Here is a 26,854-nt window from a genome sequence, read left to right as displayed (position 1 = left end):
CAAAGACAGAAACCCAGGCAAAGACAGAAACCCGGGTACGGATTCAGCCCGGCCGGGTTATCGACCAGCCCAGCGCGGCGGCACCCAATCCGATGGTCAGCGTGGCGACGACGTTCAGCAGGGCCCTGACCCGACCCCCCGGGCTGCCGTCGGCCAGTCGGACCGTCTCGTGGCTGAACGTCGAGTAGGTGGTCAGTGCCCCGCAGAGACCCGTACCGAGCAGGTGACCCAGCCAGCCCGGCAGGGCACTGCCCGCGCCGGCGAGCAACCCCAGCAGCAGTGAGCCGGAGGCGTTGACGACGAGTGTCCCCCAGGGGAGTGCCGAACCGATCCACACGGTGACCCAGCGGTCGACCAGGAACCGGAGGGTCGCGCCGAGGGACCCACCGATCAGCACCAGCAGCAGGCTCACCGGTGGTCACCGCTCGCGTGCCTGGTCACGATCATTCTCCCCGCCGGGGCCGGGTGGGGAAGGGACCCTTCCTGTCGCTTCTTGCCCTGGCCGGGACCCTTCCCGACAGCCACATCCCGAGACGTACGGCGAACAGCGCGCCGACCAGGGTGCCCAGCGCGTACGCCAGCGCCAGCCCCGGTCGGCCGGAGGCGAGCAGTTGCCGGGTCTCGACGGCGTACGTGGAGAAGGTCGTGAAGCCGCCGAGGACACCGGTGCCGAGGAACGGCCGTAGTAGCCGGTGTGCCGTGACCCGTTTCGTGACCGCCTGCATCAGTGCCCCGAGTAGGGCACAGCCGAGCAGGTTGGTGGTGAGCGTGGCCCACGGAAGGCCACCAGGGTTCGGCCAGAGCACCGCCAGTCCGTAGCGGGCGGCCGAGCCGAGGGCGCCACCGACCGCCACAGCGGCTAGTACGCCCTGTTCCAGCCGACCGGCGGGGTGGGCGGGTCGGCCGGCAGGGCTCATGCGGGGGTGGTGACGAGCGGCTCGGCGGGCTCGGTCGCCGGGCTGGGGGACGTGTGCCGGAGTGCGGATGCCCAGGCCAGGAAGGCGACCGGGTACAGCAGGTAGCCGAACCGGGTGGAGGGCATCAGCAGGATCGCGGCCAGTAGGCCGTACCCGCAGATCAGGGCGACCGTCGCGGCGGTGCGGGGCGGACGGAGGGCGAGCCGGACGGCGATCGCCAGCCCGGCCGCGACGAGCAGCCCGGCGGCGATCAGCCGGCCGGCGGGCAGCGCGGCGGCGATCAGGTAGCCGGGGAACGGGGACGCGGCTGGGCTGGTGACCAGTCCGTCACCGAGCGGGAAGCGCAGCACGTTCTCGACCAGCGCCGCCGAGTCGACCAGTTGGGCGGGGACCAGGGCGAGGATCGGCAGGCCGACCGCTCCGGCTGCGAACCGGGCGACTGTGCGCCAGCCTCGGGTCAGGGCGAACACCAGCAGGACGAGCACCACCGGCCAGGCGAAGAGCTTGAGCGCAGCCGCGAGGCCGACGGCCAGGCCGGCGGCACCTTCCCGGTGTACGGCGCAGAGGGCGAGCGCGAGCAGGCACAGGGCGAGTACGGGGATGTCGTCGCCGCCGGTGGCGAGGGTGAGGGCACAGACCGGCAGGACGGTGGCGAGTTGGATCGCCCGGACGAGTGCAGCGTCCCGGCCGGCGGCGTTCCCGATCATGGCGTTCCCGATCATGGCGTCCCGGCCGGCGGCCGCTTGGAGTGCGGCGTTGTTTCGCGCGACTGTCCCGGTGCGTCGTCGCAGCGCCACCACGGCGAGGATCAGGGCACCGGCCGTCATCAGGGCGAACCAGATCCGGGCGTCGGTCCACCAGGCGGTGCCGGCCACCGCCCGGGGCAGGCCGAAGATGGCCATCCCGGGTTGGTACGGCGTGTAGCCGAGCAGCTGCTCGGCTGGCGGCAGGGCGGCGATTGCGTCCCGCCCGAGGAACGGGGTGCCGTGTTCGAGCAGTCGGCTGCCGGACTGCTCGATGACGACCACCTCTTCCTGCGCCCGGTCGGTACGTCCGCCCGCGCGTTGCACGCTCTGCCACACCATCGGCAGCAGGGCGGTGCTCACCCAGGTGACCACGGTCAGCACCGCCCGGCCTGTGGTGCTGGCCAGTGGCGAGTTCCCGGACTTGCGGCGGGCGACCAGTTGGCCGAGGACCACGACCGTGGCGAAGAGGTATCCGGCCGTAGCCACCGCTCCCCAGGCCCGGTGTGGGAGCAGGGTGGAGGTCATCGCGGTGATCGCGGCGAAGATGGTGGAGAGCGCATAGAGGGCCAGGTCTCCGGCCAGTCCGTCACCTGCCTGGTTCAGGCTCGACCAGAACCGGCGGGGACTGTGGGACGGATCTGCGGCTTTCACGCAGGCTAGTGTGGCAGACGGTCGGTACGGCCTCGGCCGCTCGCCCGTCGGCCAGGGGGGAGCCGAATCACCTCGCCCTCCTCGTGTAGCGGTGGTGCGAGGGTGCCGGGGCGACCGCCGGTGCCCCGGCGTAGGGCGGCCAGCAGTTGGTTGTTGGCCATCGGCCGGGCGAAGAGATGACCCTGTCCGACGGAGCAGCCGAGATCCCACAGGGCTCGGCGCTGGGGTTCGCTCTCCACCCCTTCGGCGACGACTACCAGGTCCAGGCTACGACCAAGATCGACGGTGGAGCGGATCACCGCGGTGGCCTCGGTGGAGGTCTCCATCGCCATCACGAAGGCTTTGTCGATCTTCAATTCGTGTACGGGGATCCGGGAGAGCACCGACAGCGACGAGTAGCCCGTGCCGAAGTCGTCGAGCGCGAGGCGTATTCCCGCGCCGCGTAGCTGCCCGAGTACCTGGTCGACCACCTCCAGTTGGCTGATGGTCAGCGTCTCGGTCAGTTCCAGGATGAGGTGGTCCGGGGCCAGTTCATGGGCTTGGAGTCGGGTCAGCACCGAGCTGGGGAAGCGGGCATCGAGCAGGCTGCGGGGGGAGACGTTCACCGCCACCGACAGGTCGAAGCCGGCTTCCCGCCAGCTCTTGACGGCGATCAGGGACTGGTCGAGTACGGCGTCGGCGAACATCGGCAGCAGTCCGGACCGTTCCACCGTCTCCAGGAACTGGAGCGGGTCGATGAGTCCGTGGGTGGGATGCTGCCAGCGGGTCAGTGCCTCGGCGGCCAGTACCCTGCCGGTGTTGAGGTCGACGATCGGCTGGAAGTTGACCGTGAACTCGTGGTCGGCCATGGCCCGGGGCAGGTCACCACCGAGGGCGAGTCGAGTGATGTCGGCGGTGTCCCGGGCCGGTACGTAGGTGGCGATCCGCTGTGCAGCCCGTTTGGCCTGGTACATCGCGACGTCGGCGCGACGGAGCAACTCGGTCATGCCGCCGGTGCTCGGGGCGACGGCGAGCCCACCGCTGGCCTCGATGCTGAGCCGCATTCCGTCGATGTCGATCGGCGTGTGCAGCGTGGCGAGGATGGCTTCGGCCCGGTGTGTCGCCACCGCCGGGGCCGGTAACCCGCGGAACAGGATGGCGAATTCGTCACCCCCGAGCCGGACCACCAGATCGTCGGCTTGGGCGGCGGCGCGGAGCCGGTCGGCGACCTGGGTCAACACCCGGTCCCCGGCGGAGTGGCCGAGGGTGTCGTTCACTTCCTTGAAATGGTCGAGGTCGATCAGAAGGAGGGCGGTGACTCCTTCGGCGTGGTCCAGGTTGAGGTGTCGCGTACCGCACTCGACGAGGTGTCGCCGGTTGGCCAGGCCGGTGAGGGCGTCGTGGGTAGCGGCGTGGGCGTTGGCGTCGGCGACTCGGACCAGTTCGGCGTAGGCCGAGGCGTTCCGGATCGCGGTGCAGAGCGCGGCGGCGAACGTCTGGAGGGTGTACTGCTCACGTTCGGACAGTTTTACCGGCCCGCGGAATCGTAGGCGTAATGTGCCGACGTCGGGGCCGTCGTCATGGCCTTCGAGGCGTACCGGGATGAAGTCCTCGGAAGCGGGCGGGGCGTCGTCGGCGAGCCCGTCGAAGGTTATGCCGGTTGATTTTCCTCGCACGATTCGCCGGGATTCGCCGGCACTCAACTCGATCTCTACCTCATCGACCGAAAACAATTCTGTCGCGTTGCTGATAGCGGTGGTCAGAACGGCGTGGAGGTCCACGGCGTTGAGGGCGTCGGTCGCGGAGGCCAGGCGTTGCCAGGCGGCCTGTTCGGAACGACTACGGACCCGGCTGGAGTAGGCGAGGTGAAGACTCAACACCATGGGCGGCACGACCAGTAGGAGATTGGTGTCGACCCGCAGAATGAGCAGGGTGCAGATGATGATGAGGAATCGGGCGACCACGCTCGCCGCGCGGAGGTCCCAGTCGGTGCGGAAGAGGCTGCCGAGTCGGACCCGGGTGGCGAGGGCGATGACCGGTAGGGTGAGCACCTCGTCGAGCACCACCGCGACGAGGTAGGCGACGGCGATCGGGCCGATCAGGTGCCGGATCGGGTCGTTGGTGGACCAGTTCGGGCCGAGTGCCATCAGGACGAGACCGGCTGCACCCGCTACCAGCGTGTCCTTCGCGATGGCGAAGGTGATCTTGAGCGGTGCGGGGCGAAGGATCGCTCGGGCGATGCCCACACCGAGCCCGGTGCAGAGGACGACCCAGGGCGTCGGGGCGATCGCCAGTCCGATGATGTAGGCGACCTCGGTCCAGGAGATGCCGTGCCGGGTCGAGCGGATCCGAATGCCGACCCTCGCCGTGGAGCCAACCGCCACCAGGAATGTCAGTTTGGCCGCGGTGTAAAGATCATCGAAGGATGGTCCTCCGTCGGTCAGGATGACGTGGACACTCAGGCCCACTGCCGCCGCCGCAGAAACGGCGACGAGACCGACAAGCAGCATCAGCCGCCGATCGGTCCCAATGTCGCGTCGCTGGGTTTCGGTCACACCTGTCCTCTGGTCGCCGTTCGTCCGAACCGACTGGCGTTAGGTGGTTCTGTAGCGTACGACCCGATGCAGGTTAATGACACCTCTACTCAGTACCACTCGTGTGCGCGCATCGTATTCACCCTTCCGTCGTTTTCCTGGCCGAAGCTAAATCGCTGGGGCCGTTGTTGGCGATGAAGGGAACCCTAGTCGGTCGGCTAGCAAATTTGCACTGTTAAATGTCGCTATATGCTTATTCCGCTAATCTCGCGCTATCTTGCTACGTTGTGTCCGCATATGGAAGCTGAGCGCAGTGGGTCGGGCGGCGAAAGAGGTATTTATTCACATTCCCGGTAGGTGGCTCGTCACACCGGTGCCACCAAGGGTGGGCCCAACCGGAGGGTTTGTATAGCAGCCAAGGAGCCGAGTCGCAGGTAGCGGCGTCGTTCCCGATCATCCCGGGCCCGAGCAGGCCCGCATCCCGCCCCGATAGGCTCATCTGGTGACGGTTCCCCAAAACCTGACGCACGTCGACTCCGCCGGGGCGGCCCGGATGGTGGACGTGTCGGAAAAGGCAGTGACCGGCCGCCGGGCGGTCGCCGCCGGTCGGCTGCACACCACCGCCGAGGTCGTCGAGCTGCTCCGCCGAGACGGCCTGCCCAAGGGGGACGCGCTCGCGGTGGGCCGGCTCGCCGGCATCATGGGCGCCAAACGAACCCCCGACCTGATCCCACTCTGCCACCCGATCGCCCTACACGGCGTCACCGTCGACCTGACCCTGACCGACACCACCGTGGAGATCACCGCAACGGTCCGGACCGCTGACCGGACCGGGGTCGAGATGGAGGCGCTGACCGCGGTGGCCACCGCCGGACTCGCCCTGATCGACATGGTCAAGGCAGTGGACCCGGCCGCCTCCATCGAGGGCGTACGGGTGTTGCGCAAAGAGGGCGGCAAGACCGGCGACTGGACCCGACCCCAGGACCGGTCATGATCCGCGCCCGGGTCGTGGTCGCCTCCAACCGGGCAGCCGCCGGGGTCTACACCGACACCAGCGGCCCGCTGCTCGTCACCGGGCTGCGGGAACTGGGCTGCGACGCCGACGACCCGGTGGTGGTGCCGGACGGCGAGCCGGTCGGGCAGGCGCTGCGCCAGGCGCTCGCAGACGGAATGGACGTGGTGGTCACCAGCGGGGGCACCGGCGTGAGCCCGACCGACCGTACCCCCGAGGTCACCCGGACCATCATCGACCGGGAGATCCCCGGCATCGCCGAGGCGATCCGGGCGCACAGCCGGGCCAAGGTGCCGGCCTCGGTGCTGTCCCGGGGCCTGGCCGGTGCGGCCGGTCGGATGCTGGTGGTCAACCTGCCCGGTTCGACCGGCGGAGCGCGGGACGGGCTCGCCGTACTCGGCCCGATCCTCGCCCACACCGTGGACCAGCTGCGCGGTGGCGACCATCCCCGGACCGACACCGAGGTCTACTCCGACTCCGACGCCGACGAAGGGTCAGCCCGATGAGTGCTGCCGATCCGGTGGCCGCCGCCGCCCAGCCCGTCGACTGGCCGCAGGCCCGCGCTCGGGTGCACGCGGCCGGACTGGCCGCCGCGCCGCCAGCCGTCGCCGTCCCGTTGGCCGAGGCCGACGGACAGACCCTCGCCGAACCGCTGACCACCCTGACCGACCTACCCGCGTTCCCGACCTCCAGCGTGGATGGCTGGGCCGTACACGGTGCCCCGCCGTGGCGGATCGTCGGCCAGGCGCTGGCCGGCAGCGTGCCGACACCGCTGACCGAGGACGGTACGACGGTGGAGATCGCGACCGGGGCGATGGTGCCGGTCGGTGCCGACGGCGTACTGCGGGTGGAGGAGTCGACCCGTACCGAGGACGGCAGGGTCACCGGCGCCCTGCGTCCCGCCCCCGAATGGCGGGCACCGGGCGAGGAGGCTCGGGCGGGTGAGCAACTGCTCCCGGCCGGAGTGCCGGTGGACCCCGGCCTGATCGGGCTGGCCGCCTCCTGCGGTTACGACTCACTGCCCGTACGACGGGCCCCCCGGGCGGCGCTGCTCGTCTTCGGTGACGAGCTGCTCACCAGCGGTCGACCCGGTGCCGGGCGGGTACGGGACGCGCTCGGCCCGGCCGTACCAGCCTGGCTGCGTCGCTACGGCTGCACCGTCGACCCGGCCGACGTGACCGGCCCGGTGGCGGACACCTTGCCGGCACACGTGGCCGCGTTGCGCGCCGCCCTCGACCGTGCCGACCTGGTCTGCACCACCGGGGGCACGATGCACGGCCCGGTCGACCATCTGCATCCCGCGCTGGCCGAGGTGGGTGCGGAGTACGTGGTGAACACTGTCGCCGTCCGTCCCGGGTTCCCGATGATGGTGGCCCGGGTCGTCGGGACCGACGGTCGTCCCCGGTTCGTCGCCGGACTGCCCGGCAACCCGCAGTCCGCGATCGTGGCGCTGGTCTCCCTGGTCGCCCCCCTGCTGGCCGGCCTACAGGGTCGGCCGTTGCCGACGCTGCCCCAAGCGGTCCTGGCCGAACCGATCCGAGGCCGGGGCAACTACACCCACCTGGCACTGGTCCGGATCGACTCGACGCGCGGCACCGCCCATCCGGTCCAGCATGTCGGCTCGGCCATGCTGCGGGGACTGGCCCAGGCCGACGGCTTCGCCGTCATCCCGCCGGGCCGGCAGGGCGAACCCGGCGAGCGGGTCGCCGTCGTACCGTTGCCGTTGATCTTTGGAGAGCGACCATGAGCACGTCGACCACCGGACGTACGGCGCACGTGGCGGTCACCGACGAACCACTCGACCTCGCCGCGCACGAGGCCGCGGTCGCCGACCCCCGGGCCGGGGCGGTGGTCTCCTTCCAGGGCGTGGTCCGCGACCACGACCACGGGCGGGTGGTGACCCGCCTGGAGTACGAGGGTCATCCCAGCGCCACCGACGTGCTTCGGGAGGTGGCGGCGGAGATCGCCGCCGACCCGGCGGTGTACGCCGTCGCGGTCTCCCACCGGCTCGGTCCGCTGGAGATCGGGGAGTCGGCCCTGGTCGCCTCGGTGAGTACAGCCCACCGGGCCGCCGCCTTCGCGGCGTGTGCCCGGCTGGTCGACGAGGTCAAGTCACGCCTGCCGGTGTGGAAACACCAGGTCTTCGCCGACGGCACCGAGGAGTGGGTGAACTGCCCCTGACCCCCGGGGGCGACGCCCGCTCGGTGCGACCGCAGCAGACTTCCGTGGCTGGGCCGGCATCTGCTCGGTGCGCGTGGTAGCACTCTCGCGTGGCTGGGCCGACGCCCGCTCGGTGCGGCGTGGTAGCACTTGTTCGGTGGGGTCGGCCAGCCCCTGTTCAGCGGTTGGCCAGGCTCCGCTGGGCGGCCCGCAGGTGTTCGGGATAGAACACCGGTTCGGCCCCCGGCCGCCACGGCAGCGCGGCCACCAACGCGATCAACGCGATCGCCAGGGAGTTCTCCATCAGGGCTCCGAAGAGCCCGTCCTGGTAGTGCGACACCTCGGGAAGTTGGTGCTCGTACGGCCAGATCGGCGAGATCAGGAAGAGCAGGTAGAGCCCGAGGGCGGCAACGCCGTGCCGGAGCCCGGTCAGCGTCGGGAACCAGATCGGTGGCCGTAGTGCGACCCCGGGCGGAGCCGGATGGGCGTTGGGCCCGACCCGCAGGCTCGGCCCCCGACTCGCCTCGCGACGACGCACCGCCGCGTCGGCGAGTACGACGATCGCCGGAATCACGAACACGAGGTGATGCGACCAGGAGATCGGGCTGATCACGTTGGCGGTGAGGCCGACCAGCGTGAACGCGGTCAGCTCGTCACCGTCGGAGTGCGCACTGGATGCGCGGGACAGTCCGACCGCGAGCATCAGCACCGAGAACGCCAGCCAGAGCAGTCCGGGGGTCTCGATCGAGTCGTAGAGCCGGGCGAGTAGCCCCGCCAGCGACTGGTTGGGGGTCATGTCCGCCGCGCCGACCCGCTCGGTGTTCCAGAGGACCGAGGTGAAGTAGCGCGACGACTCGGGACCGGCGACGGCGAAGGCCGCCACCGTGACCCCGACCAGGGTGCCGAGCGCCGTCCACACGGCCCGCCACTGCCGGGTGAGCACCAGGTAGAGAATGAACAACCCGGGGGTGAGTTTGATCGAGGTGGCAAGACCGATACCTACACCGGCCCAGGCGCCGCTGAACCACAACCGCCGCAGTGGGCCGTCGGTGGGGCGAACCCGGGGCCCGCGCCGGGCCCGCCACCGCAGGGCGACCAGGTCGGCCATGACGAGCGCGAAGAGCAGCAGGTTGACCTGCCCGTAGCCGAGGGTCTCCCGGACCGGCTCGATCGCGATGGCGGCCGGTACCGCGAGCCCCACGGTGAACCAGAGGGGCCAGCCTCGGCGGTGCGCGAGCGGGCGGAGCAGCGCGGCCAGGATGACCGCCAGCACCGCGATGCTGGCCAGGATGTTGATCCACCCCGCGACGGCGACGGGAAGCTTCGCCATCGGCAGCATGACCAGCCCGGCGAAGGGCGGATAGGTGAAGCCCAGGGTTGTTTTCGGCGCGACGAAGTCGTAGAGCTCGTTACCGCCCGCCCACCACACCACCGCGCCGTGATAGATCTTCATGTCGAAGAAGTTGTACGGGCGGCCGAATGCGCCGATGGCGAGCCACGCGACGTAGAAGGCTCCGGCGACGATGCCGATCCGTACGATTGCCCGACGATCGATTCCACGAGCGACGCGGCGGACTGGGGCGAGGCGGCCCAGCCGTCTTTCGACGGTCGCCGGCATGGCGTGGCCACCCCCGTACCGATGTTGTGGTTCCCGTCCAGGTCCACCAAGGAGCCTAGAACGGCGCATCACCTCTTCGCCTCCCGCGTTATGCGACCGTGTCCGATCCCACATGAGTTCGCGACATTTCTACCGCGTTAACGCGGGGCGGGTGCTTCAGGTGATTCGCTCCCTCTCACCGACTCCCGTCGTCTTTTGGACAGTATCGACATGTTCAACTACCCGCCGTCATCCTATGGTGCGCCGACGGCTGCGGCTTGGACGCTCAGCCCGACGGCTGCGGGCTTGGACGCTCAGCCCGGGTACTGCGGCTTGGACGCTCAGCCCGGGTACTGCGGCTTGGACGCTCAGCCCGGGAGCCGGCGCGCGGTCGCCGCCGACAACATGGCGATCCGGGCGTCGCGACGTGCGCTGCGCAGTGTCCGGCGCACCGAACGTCGTCCATCCTGAACGGCGTGGCTGGCCCGCCACCGCAGTCCGGGTCGTCCCTGTGTGTCGGCGGCGGCGAGCAGAAGACCGCCGAGTAGGCCGAGGTTCTTCATGAAGTGGATCTGATGGTTGGCCCGGTCCGCCGGGTTCTCCATGGCCCAGAAGGAATGCCCAGCCAATGTGGTGGGTACGAGGGTGCCGGCCAGCGCGGCGGCGGCTGGCCGGGACAACCGGCCGGTCGCGAACAGCAGGCCACCGACGACCTGTACGACACCGTTGACCCGGACCAGCGTCTGAGGGTCGGTCGGGATGCGGGGGCTCGTCTTCGCCAGCAGCGGGGCTACCCGGTCGGTGACCTGTCGGGCGCGACTCACGAAGGGCTCCGGGTTCGCGACAGCCCGGACTCCGCTGACCACGAAGATCCCACTCAGCAGTACCCGCGCGGCGCTACGTAGGGGTCTCATGGATAACTTCATACCCTGCCGGCCCATTGATCACCCCGCCAACCGCTGGACTGATCGGCCATCCTTTGCTGACTCCGGCAATTCGCCCCCCCGAAAGCGGTGCCGCACCGGTAGCGTCGCCAAGCGTGACTACTGTGCGGCTGCGACCCGAGGGGCCGGCCGACATCACGGCGGTACGACAGGTGGTGACCGAGGCGTTCGCCCGCCCGGACGCACCGGTTCCGGCCGAGGTGGGCTTGGTGGAGGCGTTACGAGCCAGCGAGGCATGGATTCCCGAACTGTCGATGGTGGCCGAGGTGGGGGGCGAGATCGTCGGCTACGCACTACTGAGCCGGGTCCGGGTGGACCCGGGGATCCTGCCGGCACTGGCACTCGGCCCGGTGGCGGTACGCCCCGACCGGCAGGGCCTCGGCTACGGCACAGCCGTGGTGCAGGCCGTCCTCGATGCCGCAGCCGAGTTGGGCGAGCGGCTGGTCGTCGTGCTGGGCAACCCGACCTTCTATCGGCGGTTCGGGTTCGAGCCAGCCGCCCGGTTCGCGCTGACCAGTCCCTGGTCCGGGTTGGGCGACCCGTGGCAGGCACTGGTCCTGCCGGCTGCGGTCAGCGGTGCCGAGCCACCGCCCAGCGGGGACGTGAGCTTCCCGCACGCCTGGGCCCAGGTCTGAGCCCCCGTCGGTCGGTCAGCCTGGGCGGTGCTGGCGTCGGCCCTGGCGGGCACCGGTCGGTCAGCCTGGGCGGGCACCGGTCGGTCAGCTCGGCTGGGTGCGCAGGTATCGGCCGAAATGCGGCACGGTGAACGCCACCGTCCCCCGTTCGCCCGAGTAGATCAGCCCCTTCTTGATCAGAGCGTCGCGGGCCGGTGACAGGCTGGCCGGCTTGCGCCCCAGCGACCTGGCGATGTCGGCGGTCGGTACAGCCGCATCCATGTCGTCCCGGTGCTCGGTCTCCTCCTCGCCCGCAACCGGGGATAGCGTGGCCATCGCCCGCATGTACTCGCGTTCGGCGGGAGTGGCCCGCTCGAACCGTGACCCGAAGAAGCCGACCGCCAGCTCCGCCTCGGCCTCGGGCGCGGCCACCCGTACGTCGGCGGCGGTGACCGGGGAGCGGGGTGCATGGTCCCAGGTGGCCTTGCCGTACGCCTGCACGAAGTAGGGATAGCCGCCGGACTTCTCGTAGAGCAGGTCGAGCGCCTTCGGCTCGTACTCGACGTCCTCCCGGCCCGCGGGAGCGCAGAGCGCCCGGTCGGCGGCGAGCCGGTCCAGCCGGTCGATGCGCTGGTAGCGGAAGAGCCGCTCGGAGTACGACTTGGCAGCCGAGAGTACGGCCGGCAGGTGCGGCAGCCCGGCACCGACGACGATCAGCGGGGCACCGAGCTGGGACAGCTCGTGGCAGGCGGCGCAGAGCCCGGAGACGTCCTCCGCCCCGAGGTCCTGCATCTCGTCGATGAAGACCGCGATACCGGTCCCCACGTCGGCGGCCACGTCGGCGGCGTCGGTCAGCAACTCCACCAGGTCGATCTCGATGTCCCCCGAGTCGGCCCGACCGGTGGCGGCGGGCACGTCGATGCCGGGTTGCCAGCGGTCGCGCAGTCGGGGGCGGGCCGCGCCCCGACCGCCCGAGGTCGGCTCGCCACGTAGCGCGAAGGCCTTTAGTACGCCGAGGAAGGCGTCGATCCGATCGGGGGCACGATGGTGCGGGGCGAGTTCGCGTACCGCCATGTGTAGTGCGGCGGCGACCGGGCGGCGTAGCGACTGGTCCGGGCGGGCCTCGATCTTTCCGGTGCCCCAGAGCCGGCCGATGGCCTGGGAGCGCAGCGTGTTCAGCAGGACGGTCTTGCCGACCCCGCGTAGGCCGGTGAGCATCAGGCTGCGCTCGGGCCGCCCTCGGGCCACGCGTTCGAGGACGATGTCGAAGACTTCCAGCTCGCGACCCCGGCCGGCGAGTTCAGGCGGTCGCTGGCCGGCACCGGGCGCGTACGGGTTGCGGACCGGATCCACGTATCGAACCGTATCCGCATCTCTAGCTGGCAGGCTAGATGTGCGTAGATGCCGCTACGGCGTGTCGCCGCATCAGGCTGTCGAGATAAAACTAGGTCTGTCTAGCAATTCCGCTAGACAGACCTAGTTTTGGTTATCGGTGCTGCGTCAGCGCTTCTTCAGGCAGAGCACGTAGTCGGCGCTGTTCACGGTGGAGTCGTAGTAGTAGTTCGCGTCGGCTTCCTTGGCTCCGAAGAGCGGGTCGGTCTTGCACTTCTCCACGTCGGTGGTGAACGGGATCCGGGACAGCACCTCGTAGGTGCCCGGACCGCACGGCACCTTGCGCAGCTTCGGCGAAGAGTTGGTGCCCTCGTTCTTCAGGCAGTCACCCTTCTTGTAGGAGGTGGTGTCATCGTCGTCGCTGGACGACCTGGAGGGAGTGGGGTCGGCCGACGGCCGGTCCGTCGGCCGGGCGGTCGGCGCTGCGGTCGGTTGGGCGATCGGGTCCTTCTCGTCGTCGTCAGAGGTGAAGAACCAGATCCCGACGCCGCCGCAGACGCAGAGCAGCACCAGGGCGAGGATGCCCCCGATGATCAGGGCGATCTTTCCGCCGCCGCCCTTCTTCGGTGCTACCGGTTGGCCGAACTGGCCAGGCTGCTGGGGCTGTCCCCATTCCGACGGCGCGGGCGGCACCGACTGTGGCTGCTGTCCCCACTCGGATGGCGCGGGTGGCACCGACTGCGGTGCCTGTCCCCACTGCGGCTGCGCTGGTGGGACCGACTGTGGCTGCTGACCCCACTGCGGTTGTTCGGGCTGTGCCGGCTGACCCCACTGCGGTTGCTCGGGCTGTGGCTGCTGTCCCCACTGCGGCTGCGCTGGTGGGACCGACTGCTGGGGCTGACCCCACTGCGGTTGCTCGGGCTGCGCGGGTTGCCCCCACTCTGGCTGTTGTGGCTGCTGCGACGCACCCCATTGGGGCTGGCCGGGCGGTGGAGGTGGGTAACCACCGGACGGCGGAGGCGGGTACTGGCCCTGCGGCGGTGGGTAGCCGCCAGGCATTGCCGTGGTCTTCTCGCCGTACGGGTCTTCGGGCTGGTTCGGGCCGGGCGGTCCGTAGGTTGACATGATTTCCCCAGAGAATCAGTGATGGTTAGCGCAGTTTGAGACAGAGCACGAAGTCGAGCGCGTCAAATCCGCTCTTGTAGAAGTACCAGTCGGTGTAACCGGGTACTCCCGAGCATTTGGCTTCGGCATCTCTATCGTCGTCGACGGATCCCTCGAAGCGTTGCAACACCTGGTACGTATCCGGCCCGCACTCTGTGATCCTGAACATCAGTGTTTCGTTGTCGTCTCCAGACTTCACGCACTCGCCAACCTTGACGAACCGTACGTCCACCAGGGACGGTCCGGCGGTGGCCTCGGTCGTCGACGCAGGGCTGCCGGACGCGACCGGGGTGGTCTGTCCGGTCATGCTGGTCGGTGTTTCCACCGCCTGGTTGGTTTTTGCTCCTCGGGATTCACCGAAGAGGTAGGTCGCGGTTCCACCGGCACCACAGAGCAGCGCCGCCAACACCACCACGGCGGCGGTGAGGATGTTACTGCGGCGCTTCTCCTGCAGTGCTGGACCAGCGGGCAGCCAGGGGTGCGGGGATTGCCAGGGGTCGCGTACCGTCGGCGGGATTCCGGCGGGTGAGCCGGGTGGAGGGGTTGATCCGTACGCCTGACCGGGAAGGTGGTGACCCGGCTGCGGCGCCCCGCTCGCCGGGGCGCTGGATGCACTGTTGTGCCAGGGATCCTCGGCGCTCCACGGGTCGGACGGTGGAGTGTATTCGTTTGGTTTGTCCGACGATGCTCTCGACGGCTGGGAGAAGTACGGCCCACCGGGTGGTCCGTGCTGAGACATCGATCTTCCTTCGAGCGGCTTCGGCGGAAACACCGACCAGCATCGGGAGTGCGCCGGCTCTGGTCACCGTAGCGTGCGGTTGCGACAGGCCCTATACCGAAATCGCGCCAACCCCGCCAGAGGTCGCCCGTTTTTGTCCTCTGTGATGCAATTGGTCAGCATCTGTCGCGTGTGTGATGTCGCCCGCTCAAGGGAGGATTCGTACTATTGTCGGGCTACCACATATTTGGCAATCGTCAATATCATCTGGTCGCGTGTCCGTCGCAATCGCTGTTGCCGCCGTCGTACTCGGTGCGGTCGGTGGGGGAGTCACTCCCCGACTCGCCTATCGACTCGCCATCGAGGCGGGCACCGTATCGCGCTCCGCGTGCCACTGTGCCCGAGCACCACGGACCGGTCCTTCCAGATGGCTGGGCCCGGCCACCCGCTGTCCGGTCTGCACCGCCCGTCAGGGACCACCCACCTGGTCGACCATCGTGGCCGGCGCGGCATCGTTCGGTCTGCTCGTCGCCGGGTTACGTGACGACCCGGCACTACCGGCCTTCCTCGCTGTCGCGGCGATCGGCCTCCCCCTGGCCGCCATCGACCTGACCAGTCTGCGACTCCCCGACCCACTGGTGGCAGCGGCTGGCCTGGCTGCGGTGCTCGGGCTGGTGGGCGCGACCCTGACCATCGGTACGCCCCAACCGCTGCTCCGCGCACTGGCCGGCGCGCTGGTTTCCATCGGCGCGTACGTGCTGCTCGCCCTGCTTCCCGGTTCCCGGCTCGGGTTCGGCGACGTCAAGCTGGGCGGCGTACTCGGTCTGCTGCTGGGCTGGCTGGGGTGGCCCGCCGTACTGCTGGGGTTGGTGCTGCCCCACGTCATCGCCGGTGTGATCGCGCTCTGCCTGCTACTGACCGGCCGGGTCGGTCGGCAGGCCGCCCTGCCGCTGGGGCCAGCCCTACTCGTCGGCGCGCTGCTCGCCGCCCTGCTGTGCGGTTAGGAAACCACAGACACCAACCCGCGCGGCGTCACAGCAGCCGAAGTTGGCGGTCCTTCGGTCGGCGCGGCTCGGTGTCACCGAACCGCTCGAAGAGCCCCGCGTCGATCGCGTCCAGGAACGGCGTGGGGCGGCAGTCATGTTCGCGACCGTGCCGGTGCCGCCGCTGTACGTGGCTGACGTAGAGGCGATCCTGCGCTCGGGTCAGTCCGACGAAGAAGAGCCGCCGTTCCTCGGCCACCGCGTCGTCGGTGGGATCGTTACCCGGGAACCGGAACGGCAGCAGCCCGTCCTCACAGCCGACCAGGAAGACGACCGGGAACTCCAGCCCCTTCGCGGCGTGCAGGGTGAGCAGGGTGACCGCCTCGGCGCGCGGGTCGAGCGCGTCGACCTCGGCCCCGGTGGCGATCTGGGCCAGGAACGACGGAAGGTCGTCGCCACAGCGCAGGGCGAGCGGGGTGAGCACCTCCACCGCACTCCAGATGTCCTCCGGTCCCACGCCGGTCGGCGCGTCCAGCGTCGGGGCGGCGAAACGCTGGGCGAGCACCTGCCCGGCGAGGCGTACCCGGGCGGCCAGCGACCCACCGAGCCCGTCGGCGTGCCGCAGCTCGCGGGCGATCAACGCGACCCCGGGCCGGTCCCGCAGCCGGTTGTGTGACCGCTTCTGCACCGGCACGTTCGCCCTGCTCAGCGCGTCGATGATCGGTGCCGACTGGGCGTCCGTACGGTAGAGGACCGCGATGTCGGAGAACGACACGTTCGACGAGCGGCCGTCGATCCGCCCCGAGTCCAGCGACCGGTGGGAGAGTCCACCCACCAGGTCGTCGACGGTACGGACCACGAAATCGGCCTCGTCGGCCACCGACCGGGCCGGGTAGCGCCCGACCAGGGGAGCCTCCGGATCCAGCCGGGCCGGGTCCAGCCGCCGCCCGCGTACCAGGGAAGTCGGTGCGATGGCCTGCACCGCCGCGGCCAGGATCGGGGCGGACGACCGGTAGTTGCGGGTCAGCCGGACCAGCCGTGCGTCGGTGAAGTCCTGCGAGAAGCGCAGGAAGTAGGTGACGTCGGCCCCCCGGAACGAGTAGATCGCCTGATCGGGGTCGCCGATCGCGCACAGGTTTCCGTCGGCCGGGCTGAGCAGTCGCAGCAACTCGTACTGGACGGCGTCGACGTCCTGGTACTCGTCCACGAAGATCCACCGCCACCGGTCCCGGTAGCGTTCGACCAACTCGGGGTCGTCACGCAGCAGACTCACCGGCAGGGTGACCAGCTCGTCCAGGTCAACCAGGTCCTGGGCGCGCAGCAGCTTGACGTACGCCGCGTCGTCGGTGCCGGCCTCGGTCCGGGCGGCGGCCCGCTCGGCGTCGTCGGCGATCCGGAAATCTTCCGGCAGGCCGGCGGCGCGGGCGTTCTCCCGCAGGATCGACAGGCCCAGCGAGTGGAAGGTGCCCACGGTGACGGCCTCGGCGACCGGCCCGAGCAGACCGTCCAGCCGGTGCCGCAGCTCCTCGGCGGCCCGCCGGGTGAAGGTGATCGCCAGGCAGTGCTCGGGGAAGACGTTCAGCTCCGCGCAGAGGTACGCGATCCGGTGGGTCAACGTACGGGTCTTGCCGGTGCCCGGACCGGCCACGATCAGCAGCGGCCCACCCGGCGCCGAGGCGGCGACCCGCTGCATCGCGTCCAGCCGGTCGAGCAGACCGGTGCCGACCTCCTCCATTCCGGCCAGCATCGGCTCGAACGGTTCGTGCGGCGAGGGCGGCGGGGCGATCGGCGGGGGCGGTGGCAGGCTCGCCGCCGCCCGGGTTGCCCGCCGCTTCGGCTCGGCCTTCGCCGGGGTCCGGGTGCGGGGCTTCACCGCCGGCTCGGCGGGCTTGCGCTGCGCCGGCACGGGTACGTCGAAGAGCGCGTCCGCCTGCACACCGGGTGCGGAACGGTCCAGCTCGCCCGGCTCGAAGACGGTGATCACGCCGTACTCGCCGTCGTACCCGGGAATTCGGCGGACCTGCCCACGGCGGACCCGGCCGATGGCCTCGGCGAGCAGTTCGCCGCCGGCCGTCGAGATGTCGTCGAGCGGGGTGGTGGTGAGGATGTCCAGCTCCGCGCCAAGGTTGGCGACCAGGTCGTTGAGCTGCCCCTGCACCGTCTTCGACTTCGGCCCGACGTTGTTGATCTCGCCGACGATCTCGGCCAACTGGATGAGGTGGGTGACCTTCGGCGCGTTCGCCGGCTGGTGCCCCTCGGGGCGGTCGGCAAGGTCCTCGACCCGGCTGAGTACGCCGACGGTGAGCCCCTTGCCGCACTCCGGGCACTGCCCGCCCACCTGGCGGGTCTGCTCCGGTTGCCAGTTCACGCCGCAGACCCGGTGCCCGTCGGCGTGGTACTTGCCCTCCTCCGGGAAGAACTCGATCGTGCCGTGCAGCCCGTTGCCGGTACGCATCGCCGACCGGACCGCGAAGTAGTCCAGCTCGGTGTCGAAGACGGTGGCCTCCCGGGCCAGCGCCGGCGCCGAGTGCGCGTCGGAGTTGGAGACCAACCGGTAGCGGTCCAGGCTGGAGACCCGCCAGTTCATCTCCGGGTCGGAGGAGAGGCCGGTCTCGACGGCGAAGATGTGGTCGGCAAGATCGGCGTAGCAGTCGGCGATGGCGTCGAAGCCGGACTTCGAGCCGAGCGCCGAGAACCACGGCGTCCAGATGTGCGCCGGCACGAGGTAGCCGTCCGGGCTCGCCTCCAGGGTGATCTCCAGCAGGTCCCGCGAGTCGAGCCCGAGGATCGGCCGCCCGTCGGAGCCCAGGTTGCCGATCCGCCCGAGCGCGGTGTTGAACCGGGCGACCGCGTCCAGATCCGGCAGGTAGATCAGGTGGTGCACCTTACGGGTCCGGTCGTCCCGCTTGTAGATCGTGGAGATCTCCACGCTGAGCTGGAACCGGACCGGATTGGCCTCGGCGACGCTGGACAGCCGGGGCGGCAACCGGCGGGCGATGTCCCGCTCCTGCTCCGGGCTGAGCCGGTAGAGGCCCGGCTCGGCTGGTTGCAGGGTTTCGCGTAGGTGCTCGTACCACGCCGGGTGGGTGAAGTCGCCGGTGCCGAGCAGGCTGACGCCCTTGCGCCGGGCCCACCACGCGAGGTTGGGCATGCTGAGGTCACGGCTACAGGCCCGCGAATATTTCGAGTGGATGTGCAGGTCCGCGACGAACGGACGGGTGCCCACGGAGGAGCCGCCGGGGGGCGCGGCGCTGAACGGAAGCACGCCGCATCCTTCCATGCCCGGGTACGCCCGCACACCGCGCCACGCTCAGACGTGACCTGCGCTATCCCACCCATCGATGATCACTCGCCGCCGTGGCCCCGGCCTGTGCCCGGTGCAGGGCTTGCTCCGGCAACCCGTACAGGGCTTGGCTCTGGCAACCCGGTCACCGGCCACCCGCGCTTGCGCCAGTCCAAACCTGGACCATAATTCGATCGAACCGCAGTGCCCTCCCGCTCGTAATGTGAGATAGCGGCAATGACTGAAGGGGCGCAAACCGTGAGCCTGTCGAGAGTGCGCTCGTGGCCCGTACGCTGGCGGGTCACCTCGGTGGTGGCCGCGCTCGTCGTGGTCGCGGGCACCACGGCAGCCTTCGCTACGACCAATTCCGGCAGCGACGACTCGCGGCCGTTACCTGGTGTGGTCGTGCCGGCGGCGCTCCGCCAGCCGATCGTCCAGGCCGCCAGATCCTGTATGGCGTTGACTCCCGCGCGGTTGGCTGGCCAGATCATGGAGGAGTCGCGGTTTGCCGCCGGAGAGACCAATAGCAGGAATGGCCGTGGTCTGGCTGGGTTGACCGACGAGGCGTGGAATGCGTGGCATCCCTGGCCAGGCGCTGATCGACTGGATCCGAAGGCCAACATCGCGGCGCTTGCCCACTACCTTTGCGACATGGTGGGCCAGGCCCGCGTAGCCAAGGCCGCGGGTGACACGTGGCGGCTGGCCGTGGCCGGGCATCACTCCGGCCCGGCAACGGTGAAAGCCTCCGTGGGTATGCCGGAGGAGGCCGACAAGTACGTGAAGCGGGTAGCCCGCTTTACGGCATGGTACGAACGTCAGCCCTATTTCGACGGTGTGCCCGCCGTAGGGAACGACAACAGTGGCGGCCCCACCACGCCACCCATCGCACCTTCAGCCACCGCCACGCCATCGCCGCGGACGTCCCCCTCGCAACCAGCCGTGAAGCCGACCAAGACCACTGCGGCTCCCGCGCAAACCTCGGTCCGTCCCACCAAATCGACTCCACCGCCGGGTTACAAGCTGGTTGTCGACCTGTACCTCGGCTGCGTAACCGCCACCCCGTTCGGCAGCCGTATCTACCTGGAGGTGGTGGGGGAGTGCCCCGGCTCCGCAGCTCAACGCTGGGAACCGCGATCCGACGGCACGATCCGATCGGGGGGTCTGTGTATGGACATCGAGAATGCTTCGATGGAGAATTTCGCCGGGGTTCTGATGGCACCGTGCAACGGCACTTCGACGCAGAAGTTCTACTTCAACGGTAAAAAGCAGATCTACAGTCCGTACGCGAGCAAGTGCGCCAATGTCCATGACTTGTGGGGGCGCAGTCTGGTTCTGCTGTTCCCCTGTTTGGACCAGGGCAACCAGTACTTCCGTCAGGTGCGGTGATGACTCCGGTCGGTGTGAGTCTGCGACGACTGGCCAGCATCGCCCCGGCGTTGGCCCGCGACTCGCGCCTTCCGGGAGGCTGTCGGGCCGATTGGTGCAGGAGGCAGGGAAGAACGTTGGACGGCAGTAACGATTGAAGGGGTGCGAACCGTGAGCTTGTCGAGAGTGCGCTCGTGGCCTGTACGCTGGCGGATCACCTCAGTGGTGGCCGCGCTCGTCGTTGTTGCGGGTACCACGACTGCTTTCGCAGCGACGAATAGTTCTGGTGATGAGTCGGGGCCGTTGGCGGGCGTGGTGGTGCCGGCGGAGTATCGTCAGCCGATTGTTGAGGCAGCCAAGTCCTGTGCGGCGTTGAGCCCGGCACGGTTGGCTGCGCAGCTTATGGAGGAGTCGCGATTCGTTGTTCGAGGAGCCGCTGACGGGGGTGGTCAGGGGTTGGCTGGATTGAACGACGAGGCGTGGAAGACTTGGCATCCTTGGCCGGGCGCTGATCGACTGGATCCGAAGGCGAACATTGCTGCACTTGCCCATTACCTGTGTGACATGGTGGGGCAGGCTCGGGTCGCGAAGGCCAAGGGGGATTCGTGGCAGTTGGCGTTGGCTGGGCATCGTTCCGGGGCGACGATGTTGCGGGCTTCCAGCGGGACGTCGGCGGACGGGGACAAGTACGTGAAGCGCGTGGCTCGTTACGCGGCGTGGTACGAGCGTCAGCCCTACTTTGATGGTGTGCCTTCTGTCGGGAAGAGCAGCGATCCGACCGCCACACCTACCTCCGTCGCTACCCCCGTCGTTACCGCCACTGCTTCACCCAGCACCGCGCCGTCGTCACCGACAGATCCCTCGCAGCCAGCCGTCAAGCCGACCAAGACCACCGCCTCGCCCACGCGGACTTCGTCGCCGCCGACCAAGCCGACCACACCACCGCCGGGCTTCACGCTCTTCAACGACGAGCGCGGACGCTGCTTGACCGCCTTCCGGGCGGCGGATGGCACCCATCTGGGGGTGGCGGTATGCGACGGCTCCGCAGTACAACGCTGGGAAACCCGATCCGACGGCACGATCCGATCGGTGGGTCTGTGCATGGACGTCGCCAACGCTGTGACAGCAAACTGGACCCCCGTCCAGGTGGCGGTGTGCAGCGGCAATCCGGCGCAGCAGTTCCGCATCAACAGCAAGAAGCAGATCTACAGCCCGTACGCGAACAAGTGCGTCAACGTCCACTCTGACTCGGGGCGCATATTTGTCGTAATCTTCTCCTGCCTCAACCAGGGCAACCAGTACTTCAGCCAGAGGCGGTGACGACCCCGGCGGCCCTACACGACTGACCTGGACACCCACCTACGTCATCGAGGTGAAATGACGTAGGTGGTGTTCAGGTCACGGGATCGAGTAGGGCGGGCAGCCGGAATGGTCGATCGCTGCGGTTTGCCGCATCTATTGGGTCTATCGCGTTTGTCGCGGTTTTGTCGCGTCTATAGCGTTTGTCGCGGGTTTTGTCGATCGTCAGTGCCCGGCGCTCGGTTGCAGGTGTTTCCATTCGCCGCCGCCGCCACCACCACCACTGCCACCACCACCACTGCCACCAGCGCCGCTGCCACCACCAGCGCTGCTGCGACCACCAGCACTGCCACCGCCGCTGCTGCCGTCGGCATCCCTGGCGAAGGCGCCTTGGTGATCTGAACGCCATGGACGTTACAGCGGCCTCGTAACGTCCATGGCGTTCAGATCACCTTCGTCGGCAGCGTGCGTCCGTCCATGATCGGCCCTGCATAGCCACCCCGCGACATGCCGAGGCCCTGGCGGCGCGTTGATGATGGCCCACTCCCCGCATCCCGGGGAGGAATCAGGCCGCCTCGTGCTGATAGGTGGTGAAGGTGAGGTAGCCGGCGTCGCCGCCGGTGTACCAGATGTCCTGGTCATGGCCGGCGAGGGGCAGATTCTGGCGGAGCCGCTCGACCAGGTCGGGGTTGCTGATGTACGCCCGACCGAAGCTGATCAGATCCGCGCCCAGCTCCAGCCAGCGTTCGGCCGCTTCCCGGTCGCTCCACCGAGGCCCGGCCGGGTGCGCTGGATTGACGATCATTGTGCCTCGCCAGGCCCTACGCAGCGGCAGCAGGACCTCGTCGCCGACCGTCGCCTCGAAGTGGACGTAGGCGAGCCCGAGCGGTGCCAGTTCGGCCAGCAGCGCTGTATACAGCTCGGGGGCATCAGTCTCCTCGACACCCCAAATGCCGGAGTTCGGGGAGAGGCGGATCCCGACCCGGGCCGCGCCGATCGCGTCGGCGGTCGCGGTGACTGCCTCGACCGCGAACCGAATCCGGCCCGGGATCGAGCCGCCGTAGCGATCTGTGCGCAGGTTGGCGTTGCTGGAGAGGAACTGGGCAATTAGGTAGCCGTTCGCCCCGTGCAGCTCGACACCGTCGAAGCCGGCCATGATCGCCCGTCGTGCCGCGTTCGCGTAGGACTGCGCCTGCTCCGGCACTTCGGCGGTGCCCAAGGCGTACGGCAGGGGCGCCGGCTTCGGGCCACTCGGGGTGAAGACTTCGCCGGGCGCGGCGATCTCGGATGGTCCGACCGGTCGGTGCCCGGTGGTCTCCGGGTGGGAGACGCGGCCGCCATGCATCAGCTGCGCGAAGATTCGCCCGCCGTTGGCGTGTACCGCGCCGGTGACCTGCCGCCACGACTCGGTCTGTGCGTCGGTGTGCAGGCCCGGGGTGCCGGGGTTGGACTGGCCGACCAGGCTCGGCTGCACTCCCTCGGTGATGATCAGCCCGGCGCTGGCCCGCTGCGCGTAGTAGGCCGCCATCGATGGGGTGGCCAGGCCGCCGGCCGCCGCGCGTACGCGGGACATCGGTGCCATCACGATCCGATTGGGCAGGGTCAGCTCGCCCAGCTTGGCGGGGGTGAAGAGGGTTGTCGTCTCGGTCGTAGTTGTCATGGGCAGTACGCTAAAACCTGACATGCATGTGAGCTGCAAGTCTCGTGGCGTACGACATAGGGGGCGGTCATGCGGATCGGAGAGCTGTCGGCGCGGACCGGCGCGAGCATCCGCTCGCTGCGCTACTACGAGGAGCAGGGGCTGCTGGCCAGCACTCGCAGCGTCGGCGGCCAGCGCCACTACACCGAACACGAAGTCGAGCGGGTCGAGCACCTACAGCGGCTGTATGCGGCGGGACTGTCGAGCAAGACCATCCACGCGTTGCTTCCCTGCATGGACGCACCGAGCGACGAGACCAGCGACGCCGCATTCGTCCGTATGGTCGAGGAACGCGACAAGCTCACCGCCTACATCACTCACCTCGCCCAGACCCGTGACTCCCTCGATGAGCTGCTCGCCGCCCATCGCGGAAGCCGCTCTCGCTATTCGAGTGCCCGCAGGAAGTGATGCATACCTGAGGACGGGTTGTCATCAGGAAAGGTAGTGCTGTTATTTGTGTGGCGCTTCTCCAGAGCCTCGGCTCGGTGTGCTGCCTGCTTTCGCAGCGGCATATAGGTGGCGCTGTCGATTCTCTTCCCGGTCCGTCCGTCGAGCTGGCGACTCATGCGCTCAGCGTCAGCGGTGTTGACGAATCTGGTGAATTCGCGATGGTGCAGGATGAGCCAGAGCTCGAAGCACGGGTTCGAGATGGCCAGCTTGACACCTTTGGCCTGCGCGAGCTGCCGGGCGTCGGACAAGTTCGGATGATGCTTCGGCCACTCGACATCGAAGAGGCACCAGCATTCGTCGACCTCTGGGTCAGCCAGCCGAGCGGCTGCCATCTTTACCAAGGTGAGTGGCACACCCTGCTCGGGGTGAAGTTCGAGATTCAGGGACGTGTTGTCCGCGATCTCGGGCAACCTCTTTAGCCCATTGATGTAGTCAGGCTCAGAGTTTTTGCCTTCACAGAAGACCACGACCGTGCGTAGCTCTGGTCGGCGGGCAATCTTACGTTTGAGGGATTTCGTCTCACGATGACGTTGGCTCATCCTTAGTCAGCCGATCAACCCGAGCGCTCGGAGGAAATCTGTCTGGTCAACCTGGGGAAGTGCGCCGAATCGGCCATGGAGGTAGGCGTTTTCCAGGTTTTGTGACTTGCGTACTCGTTCACCAGCGAACTCGGCGAGTCCGCCAAGGCGGGTGGAGCCGTCGGCTCGCTTCTCGGTGAGCCAGACCTCATCCCGGTTCAGATGGTTGAGCAGGCTGGTGTCATGGGAGGTGAAGATGAGCTGTGCGCCGTACGGGTTCGTGACAGGGCTTCGGAAGACTTGCAGCAGCTCTGCGGAGAGAGTCGGATGCAGACTGGCGTCCAACTCATCGAAGATGACGACCGACCCCTGCTGTAGTGCCGTCAACACCGGTCCGATCAGACCGAACCACGTCCTCGTGCCCTCCGACTCGGCGGAGAAATCGAGCGGCGCGGCGTTATCGCCAGACCGGTGTACAAGACGTAGTCGGCGTTGAGTTCGTGTCTCGCCGGAGCCGGAATATACAACTTGCTGCTCATCGATGACAACATCCTCGATGCCCAGGTCAGCGAGACGCAGCAGAGCAAGTGCCTGGTCGCGTCGGCTCAAGGTGGGCCACTCTCCCTCTTTGTCTCCGAGGGGGAAAAGAGGGGGCTGCGCGTTCTCCAGGCTGTCGAACCAACGGTGCGTCCTCGCCCTCCAAGTGCCGCTGCCGCTACCGAACGCTCTCGCGCGAACTCGTCGCGGCATCTGACCGAGGACCTGGATGCGCAGGATATCCTTGGCGAAAAGCGACACGAGTGGCTCATCGAAGCGTCGCGCGACAGACAGCGCCAATGTCCGTTCGGTGAGCAATTCGCGAGTGCCAGACAACGCGCCGAGGCCGCGCTGAAGCTTCAGTTCGGAGCCTTCGCGCTCGAAGATTCTGCGGCGCTTCTTTTCCGGGTAATGGAAGAGCCCCTCGTACCGGACCTGGCGGGTGTCGAGTTCCAGGACGTACTCGAAGCGCACACCGTCGACTGTGGCTTCGATGACGAACTCGCTGGGGTGGGATGGACCAGACCCGAAGGCGAAGGGCTCCAACGGGATCTCGTCCTCCCAAAAGCGGAGCGAGTCTTCTACCGCGTCGCGTAGCCAGGCGAGCGCGCTGACGACGTTCGACTTGCCGGAGGCGTTCGGTCCGTAGACCGCCGCTAGCGTCAGAAGGCTCTCCCCGAGGTGGGGTGCCTCCCGAGCTGCCTCCCGATCGCGGTCCACGGCAACCATCGATAGTTCGACGCCCTCGGCGATCGACCGGTAGTTGCTGGCCTCGAACCTGATCAGCACAAGCCCACGTTACCGCACCTCGTGACGTCGGCACCCCCGGCGCTTCGTCAGATTATGACGAAAATCTGGCTCTGCGTGCAGCGGTGGCGTCGACATCAAGTTTGGGATGTGCCCATACCGACATGTGCTGGAGCTGGAACGGCCGGCTACGGATCTGGCGTGCGATCTCTTCGGCTGGCCAAAGCTTCATGCCTCAGGCGCGCGTACGTAGACACCCTTGCCCTGGTGCCCCTCGGTCAAGCCAGCCTCGCGCAACACCAACATCGCGTTCCGGACGGCGGTGTTGCTGGCGTTGTATTGGGTGCGTAGCTGAGCCATGGAGGGCAGCTTGTCGCCGGGCTTGAGCTCGCCGGAGGCGATCCTTGCTCGGATGTCAGCGACAATTCGGGTGTAAATGGGCTCGATGGGCATGGCGGACTCCCTGCTTGGCGGCCCATCGATTTGATCACGCCATGGCGTTCTACATCAAGCACATAGTGTTGCTAGCTCGTTGACTAGACGCACATAGAATTCTAAGTCACTGACGGGAAGCCTGCTTGGCGGTAGGTCATCCCAACCCCGGGTGCACCCGATACCGGGGCGGCCGGTGTACCTGCGCACCTGTCGTCCCGGTCCCTATCACAAGCACAAGCACAAGCTGCCCCGCTCTCGTGTTTGCCGAAAGGCTGTGGTCGTGGGGCTCGGGGTAGCCCTGTCGAACCCCGAGACGGGGCCACCCACCCGTCCCTGCTGCTGGAAGGTTGGTTCGTTTCGTGAGTGAGGTTCGTAGGGTCGCGTCGGGCTCGTCGGTGCGGTACGTGGCGCATCTGCCGTTCACGGCGTCCGACATGAGTTCGGCGTTGATCTTCACGCGTACGTTGGTGCGGTCGTTGGCGTTCCTGGATGAGTTGGACGGCGGCGAGGCCACCGTCTCGGCGTACGTCGATGAGCGGGGCGACCAGCAGCGGGTCTTCTGCGACCTGTTGCTCGACAACGGGCGGCGCTGCGAGCGGCGGCCCGGTCACGAGGGTTCGTGTCAGCCCCGAGGTGGGCTGCGCCGGTGACCCTGGAGACCTTCACGCCGCCAGTGGTGGTGTGCGACCACTGCGAAGGGCAGACGGCGCTACTTCGGTACGGCGACGAAGCTTCATGCCTCAGGCGCGCGTACGTAGACACCCTTGCCTTGGTGGCCCTCGGTCAAGCCTTCGGCCTGAAGGATGAGCAGCGCCGAACGTATGGGCTCGGCGGATACGCCGTAGTGCTCGATCAACTCGCGAAGCGAGGGTAGCTTCGCACCCGGCGGATACTCGCCGGAGGCGATCCGATCACGGATGTCTTGGGCGATGCGTTGACGGTCTGAAATTCGCGGCATGCTGGCAACTCCTGGTAGGCACCAAGATCTTCCCATGCCAGCCAGATGAGGTACAAGACTTTGAGTGCAAAGCATGCATAGGCCCCTTGTCTTGCAATGCTTTGCATTGTAAGTTCCTCGGTGCGGACGCCTGGCGCACAGGAAGCCTGGTAGGCAACCGGCTCTCCCCGGTTGGGCATCCGTGTCCATGCTGGCGCGGCTGGTTGAGAGGG

At 68.3% G+C, this 26,854-nt stretch carries 26 protein-coding genes; 11 read left to right on the top strand and 15 right to left on the bottom strand.

The genetic code is table 11. The features are described 5' to 3' along the window. Window positions 1-43: 43 nt before the first annotated feature. From FHR38_RS13945 to FHR38_RS13930, 4 genes are read right to left on the bottom strand one after another with little or no spacing between them, the layout of a single operon-like run. The gene (locus FHR38_RS13945; RefSeq protein WP_184535078.1) at window positions 44-412 is read right to left on the bottom strand and encodes a fluoride efflux transporter FluC; all 369 of its coding nucleotides are present in this window, start codon (window positions 410-412) and stop codon (window positions 44-46) included. 31 nt (window positions 413-443) lie between these two features. Further along, on the bottom strand, window positions 444-917 hold the full coding sequence (gene crcB / locus FHR38_RS13940; protein ID WP_184535077.1) for a fluoride efflux transporter CrcB: 474 nt from the start codon (window positions 915-917) through the stop codon (window positions 444-446). After that, window positions 914-2,314, bottom strand: a complete 1,401-nt coding sequence (locus FHR38_RS13935) for a glycosyltransferase 87 family protein (protein ID WP_184535076.1) — start codon at window positions 2,312-2,314, stop codon at window positions 914-916. The genes crcB and FHR38_RS13935 overlap by 4 nt, the downstream gene beginning before the upstream one ends. A gap of 5 nt (window positions 2,315-2,319) precedes the next feature. Next, window positions 2,320-4,848 carry a putative bifunctional diguanylate cyclase/phosphodiesterase gene (locus FHR38_RS13930; RefSeq protein WP_376771401.1) on the bottom strand — a complete coding sequence of 843 codons (2,529 nt, stop codon included), beginning with the start codon at window positions 4,846-4,848 and terminating at the stop codon, window positions 2,320-2,322. A gap of 481 nt (window positions 4,849-5,329) precedes the next feature. Here FHR38_RS13930 and moaC point away from each other — a divergent pair, with 481 nt between their 5' ends. From moaC to FHR38_RS13910, 4 genes are read left to right on the top strand one after another with little or no spacing between them, the layout of a single operon-like run. Further along, a complete protein-coding gene (gene moaC / locus FHR38_RS13925) occupies window positions 5,330-5,821 on the top strand; it encodes a cyclic pyranopterin monophosphate synthase MoaC (protein WP_184535075.1) in 492 nt (163 codons plus the stop codon). After that, window positions 5,818-6,345, top strand: coding sequence for a MogA/MoaB family molybdenum cofactor biosynthesis protein (locus tag FHR38_RS13920; RefSeq protein ID WP_184535074.1), 528 nt, complete (start codon window positions 5,818-5,820; stop codon window positions 6,343-6,345). The genes moaC and FHR38_RS13920 overlap by 4 nt, the downstream gene beginning before the upstream one ends. Further along, window positions 6,342-7,586, top strand: coding sequence for a molybdopterin molybdotransferase MoeA (locus FHR38_RS13915; protein WP_184535073.1), 1,245 nt, complete (start codon window positions 6,342-6,344; stop codon window positions 7,584-7,586). The genes FHR38_RS13920 and FHR38_RS13915 overlap by 4 nt, the downstream gene beginning before the upstream one ends. Then, on the top strand, window positions 7,583-8,020 hold the full coding sequence (locus tag FHR38_RS13910; protein WP_184535072.1) for a molybdenum cofactor biosynthesis protein MoaE: 438 nt from the start codon (window positions 7,583-7,585) through the stop codon (window positions 8,018-8,020). Before FHR38_RS13915 ends, FHR38_RS13910 begins: the two co-directional genes overlap by 4 nt. Window positions 8,021-8,177: 157 nt before the next feature. Here FHR38_RS13910 and FHR38_RS13905 read toward each other — a convergent pair whose 3' ends face one another. Beyond that, window positions 8,178-9,617, bottom strand: a complete 1,440-nt coding sequence (locus tag FHR38_RS13905; protein WP_184535071.1) for a glycosyltransferase 87 family protein — start codon at window positions 9,615-9,617, stop codon at window positions 8,178-8,180. A gap of 347 nt (window positions 9,618-9,964) precedes the next feature. Next, window positions 9,965-10,510: a DoxX family membrane protein gene (locus FHR38_RS13900; RefSeq protein WP_184535070.1), complete on the bottom strand. Its 546-nt coding sequence runs from the start codon at window positions 10,508-10,510 to the stop codon at window positions 9,965-9,967. Between the two features lie 125 nt (window positions 10,511-10,635). Between FHR38_RS13900 and FHR38_RS13895 the strand changes: the two genes are divergently transcribed. Continuing rightward, on the top strand, window positions 10,636-11,175 hold the full coding sequence (locus FHR38_RS13895) for a GNAT family N-acetyltransferase (protein WP_184535069.1): 540 nt from the start codon (window positions 10,636-10,638) through the stop codon (window positions 11,173-11,175). An 84-nt stretch (window positions 11,176-11,259) separates the two neighbouring features. Here FHR38_RS13895 and FHR38_RS13890 read toward each other — a convergent pair whose 3' ends face one another. The 3 genes from FHR38_RS13890 to FHR38_RS13875 form a co-directional block, all read right to left on the bottom strand. Beyond that, entirely contained in the window at window positions 11,260-12,507 is a 1,248-nt protein-coding gene (locus tag FHR38_RS13890) for an ATP-binding protein (protein WP_184535068.1), read from the bottom strand. A 147-nt stretch (window positions 12,508-12,654) separates the two neighbouring features. Further along, window positions 12,655-13,611 carry a flagellar basal body-associated FliL family protein gene (locus tag FHR38_RS31585; RefSeq protein WP_221449014.1) on the bottom strand — a complete coding sequence of 319 codons (957 nt, stop codon included), beginning with the start codon at window positions 13,609-13,611 and terminating at the stop codon, window positions 12,655-12,657. A 25-nt stretch (window positions 13,612-13,636) separates the two neighbouring features. Continuing rightward, entirely contained in the window at window positions 13,637-14,389 is a 753-nt protein-coding gene (locus tag FHR38_RS13875) for an LppU/SCO3897 family protein (protein WP_184535065.1), read from the bottom strand. A 254-nt stretch (window positions 14,390-14,643) separates the two neighbouring features. On the opposite strand from FHR38_RS13875, the gene FHR38_RS13870 reads away from it, so the two are divergent. After that, window positions 14,644-15,372, top strand: a complete 729-nt coding sequence (locus tag FHR38_RS13870; protein ID WP_312882122.1) for a prepilin peptidase — start codon at window positions 14,644-14,646, stop codon at window positions 15,370-15,372. Window positions 15,373-15,400: 28 nt separating this feature from the next. Here the strand turns inward: FHR38_RS13870 and FHR38_RS13865 are convergent, their stop codons facing one another. Next, entirely contained in the window at window positions 15,401-18,616 is a 3,216-nt protein-coding gene (locus FHR38_RS13865; RefSeq protein ID WP_184535063.1) for a UvrD-helicase domain-containing protein, read from the bottom strand. Window positions 18,617-18,892: 276 nt separating this feature from the next. Between FHR38_RS13865 and FHR38_RS13860 the strand changes: the two genes are divergently transcribed. From FHR38_RS13860 to FHR38_RS13850, 3 genes are all read left to right on the top strand, one after another. Then, a complete protein-coding gene (locus tag FHR38_RS13860) occupies window positions 18,893-20,020 on the top strand; it encodes a ricin-type beta-trefoil lectin domain protein (RefSeq protein ID WP_184535062.1) in 1,128 nt (375 codons plus the stop codon). Window positions 20,021-20,224: 204 nt separating this feature from the next. Beyond that, window positions 20,225-21,319: a ricin-type beta-trefoil lectin domain protein gene (locus FHR38_RS33210; protein WP_221449013.1), complete on the top strand. Its 1,095-nt coding sequence runs from the start codon at window positions 20,225-20,227 to the stop codon at window positions 21,317-21,319. A gap of 222 nt (window positions 21,320-21,541) precedes the next feature. Next, on the top strand, window positions 21,542-21,700 hold the full coding sequence (locus FHR38_RS13850) for a hypothetical protein (protein ID WP_184535061.1): 159 nt from the start codon (window positions 21,542-21,544) through the stop codon (window positions 21,698-21,700). Window positions 21,701-21,863: 163 nt separating this feature from the next. Here FHR38_RS13850 and FHR38_RS13845 read toward each other — a convergent pair whose 3' ends face one another. Then, a complete protein-coding gene (locus FHR38_RS13845) occupies window positions 21,864-22,958 on the bottom strand; it encodes an alkene reductase (RefSeq protein ID WP_184535060.1) in 1,095 nt (364 codons plus the stop codon). Window positions 22,959-23,027: 69 nt separating this feature from the next. Between FHR38_RS13845 and FHR38_RS13840 the strand changes: the two genes are divergently transcribed. Beyond that, window positions 23,028-23,405, top strand: coding sequence for a MerR family transcriptional regulator (locus FHR38_RS13840; protein WP_184535059.1), 378 nt, complete (start codon window positions 23,028-23,030; stop codon window positions 23,403-23,405). Here the strand turns inward: FHR38_RS13840 and FHR38_RS13835 are convergent. From FHR38_RS13835 to FHR38_RS13825, 3 genes are all read right to left on the bottom strand, one after another. Then, on the bottom strand, window positions 23,381-23,986 hold the full coding sequence (locus FHR38_RS13835) for an RloB family protein (protein WP_184535058.1): 606 nt from the start codon (window positions 23,984-23,986) through the stop codon (window positions 23,381-23,383). The genes FHR38_RS13840 and FHR38_RS13835 overlap by 25 nt on opposite strands. A gap of 6 nt (window positions 23,987-23,992) precedes the next feature. Then, complete coding sequence (locus FHR38_RS13830; protein ID WP_184535057.1) at window positions 23,993-25,291, bottom strand: AAA family ATPase; 1,299 nt, start codon at window positions 25,289-25,291, stop codon at window positions 23,993-23,995. 186 nt (window positions 25,292-25,477) lie between these two features. Continuing rightward, on the bottom strand, window positions 25,478-25,702 hold the full coding sequence (locus FHR38_RS13825; RefSeq protein ID WP_184535056.1) for a winged helix-turn-helix domain-containing protein: 225 nt from the start codon (window positions 25,700-25,702) through the stop codon (window positions 25,478-25,480). Window positions 25,703-26,043: 341 nt separating this feature from the next. Here FHR38_RS13825 and FHR38_RS13820 point away from each other — a divergent pair, with 341 nt between their 5' ends. Next, complete coding sequence (locus tag FHR38_RS13820) at window positions 26,044-26,334, top strand: hypothetical protein (protein WP_312882119.1); 291 nt, start codon at window positions 26,044-26,046, stop codon at window positions 26,332-26,334. Between the two features lie 83 nt (window positions 26,335-26,417). Here the strand turns inward: FHR38_RS13820 and FHR38_RS13815 are convergent, their stop codons facing one another. Continuing rightward, on the bottom strand, window positions 26,418-26,642 hold the full coding sequence (locus FHR38_RS13815) for a winged helix-turn-helix domain-containing protein (protein WP_184535055.1): 225 nt from the start codon (window positions 26,640-26,642) through the stop codon (window positions 26,418-26,420). Window positions 26,643-26,854: the final 212 nt, after the last annotated feature.

The sequence above is a fragment of the Micromonospora polyrhachis genome, assembly GCF_014203835.1.
Lineage (GTDB): Bacteria > Actinomycetota > Actinomycetes > Mycobacteriales > Micromonosporaceae > Micromonospora_H > Micromonospora_H polyrhachis.
The sequence above is the reverse complement of the archived record's forward strand: the minus strand, read 5'-3'. Positions and strand labels throughout refer to the sequence as shown.